Origin of the sequence: Nocardioides sp. NPDC057577 (assembly GCF_042801335.1) — a bacterium.
In the GTDB taxonomy this organism is placed as follows: Bacteria; Actinomycetota; Actinomycetes; order Propionibacteriales; family Nocardioidaceae; genus Nocardioides.
In genome coordinates this window covers 1-1,997 of record NZ_JBHVGB010000319.1, presented here as the reverse complement: position 1 = coordinate 1,997, position 1,997 = coordinate 1, and the positions used below count along the sequence as shown (strand labels likewise).

The following is a 1,997-nucleotide window of genomic DNA, read 5'->3' as shown; positions in this document are numbered from 1 at the left end:
AGCCACCTCCGAAGGGACCCCGCCATCCGGCGGGGTCCCTTCGGCGTAGCCAGCGCGGTGATCGCGCGTCCTCCGCACATGTAACACGTCGTTCGTAGGACTATCCGGTCGTTCTAATAGGGCGAGTAGTCCTACGAACGACGTGTTACACCTGCCCAGCGGCGTGATCAGCGGGTCAGGCGGCGGGCTCGTCGTCCTCGTACTCGGTGACGAAGGCCCGGCCGGCCTCGCGGACCGCGTCCAGGGAGGACGCGTCGGCGAGCAGGGAGCTGAGGTGGTAGTCGGCGACCGACTCGGCCAGAGTGGTCGAGCTCGCCGAGGCCTTCTCCTCGTCGCGCCGGCCGTGCCAGAGCCGGTGCTGGGCACCTTCGTTGAGCGAGAGCAGCATCAGCGCAGTCGCGGCAGGGTCGGTCTGACGTAGCTCGCCGCTGTCGACGCCCAGCACGAGGAGCTGGGCGGCCGCATCGCGCAGCTTGTCGCCGTCCTCCTCGAAGCCCGCGAAGACCTGCGGCTGCGCGAGCGCGGCCACCTCCAGCTCGTAGAAGTCGAGCGGGGCGGTGCACAGCTGACGGACGTCGGTGTAGAGGAAGGCGTAGAGCCGCGGAGCGACCGGACCGTCCTCCTCGAGAAGCTTCTCCGCGAGGGTGAGCGACTCGCGGTTCTTCTCCATCAAGGCGGAGAGGATCTCCTCCTTGGACTTGTAGTAGTAGTACATCGAGGACTGGCGCAGTCCGACACACTCGGCGATCTGGCTGATCGTCGTCGCCGCGACCCCTTGAGCGGTGAAAAGCCTGGATGCCTCTTTGAGGATCTCTTCCCGCGGGTTCGCCGAATCACGTCCACTGTTGCGCGGCCGACCGGTGCGCTTGGGGCTGGCCAACTCTCGATTGGTCACAGGCTGCAGTCTACTCTCAGGATATGTTCCACGTCACAGAGCTGAGCGGCTGATCAGGCGAGAACGTCAGCCTCGCAGCCAGCCAGCCGCTTCGGTGGCCCAGTAGGTCAGAATGACGTCCGCACCCGCCCTCTTGAAGGCGGTGAGTGTCTCCAGGATCGCCGGTTCGCGGTCGATCCAGCCGTTCGCGGCGGCGGCTTCCAACATCGCGTACTCCCCGGAGATGTTGTAGGCAGCCACCGGAACATCGACAGACTCACGCACTCGCTGCAGGACGTCGAGGTACGGGAGCCCGGGCTTGACCATCACGATATCGGCGCCCTCGGCCACGTCAAGGAGCGCCTCGCGGACACCCTCCAGTGCATTGGCCGGATCCTGCTGGTAGGTGCGGCGGTCGCCCTTGAGCGAGGAGTCGACCGCCTCACGGAAGGGGCCGTAGAAGGCGGAGGCGTACTTCGCGGAGTAGGCGAGGATCGAGACGTCGGTGTGGCCGGCGCCGTCGAGGGCGTCGCGGGTCACCGCCACCTGGCCGTCCATCATCCCGGACGGGCCGACCATGTGGACGCCGGCCTCCGCGTGCGCGATCGCCATCTGGGCGTAGATCTCGAGGGTGGCGTCGTTGTCGACGCTGCCGTCCTCGGCGAGCACACCGCAGTGGCCGTGGTCGGTGAACTCGTCCAGGCACAGGTCGCTCATCACGGTGAGCGCGTCGCCCACCTCGGAGACGACGTCGGCGATGGCCACGTTGAGGATGCCCTCGGGGTCCAGCGCGCCCGAACCCACGGCGTCCTTGGTCTCCGGTACGCCGAAGAGCATGATGCCGCCGATGCCGGCGGACGCGGCCTCGGCCGCGGCCTTCCGCAGCGACTCGCGGCTGTGCTGGACGACCCCGGGCATGGTCGAGACCGGGACGGGCTCATCGATCCCCTCGCGCACGAACGCGGGCAGGACCAGGTTGGCGGGGCGTACGGCCGTCTCCGCGACCATCCGGCGCATGATCGGCGTGCGTCGCAGGCGCCGGGGACGGATCACGGGCTTCTCGATGCTCATCTGCACTCCATCGCAAAAGGGTACGTTCCACGGTAGTGCAACAGCCGCGTGC

Annotated in this window: 2 protein-coding genes; both read right to left on the bottom strand. The window is 67.7% G+C overall.

Annotated elements, in window-relative coordinates; translation table 11 throughout:
* Window positions 1–175 precede the first annotated feature (175 nt).
* Window positions 176–895 (bottom strand): TetR/AcrR family transcriptional regulator, encoded by a 720-nt coding sequence (locus ACFU7D_RS29420; RefSeq protein ID WP_378729015.1) that lies wholly within the window; start codon window positions 893–895, stop codon window positions 176–178.
* Window positions 896–961: 66 nt separating this feature from the next.
* Entirely contained in the window at window positions 962–1,945 is a 984-nt protein-coding gene (gene hemB / locus ACFU7D_RS29415; protein WP_378874028.1) for a porphobilinogen synthase, read from the bottom strand.
* Window positions 1,946–1,997: the final 52 nt, after the last annotated feature.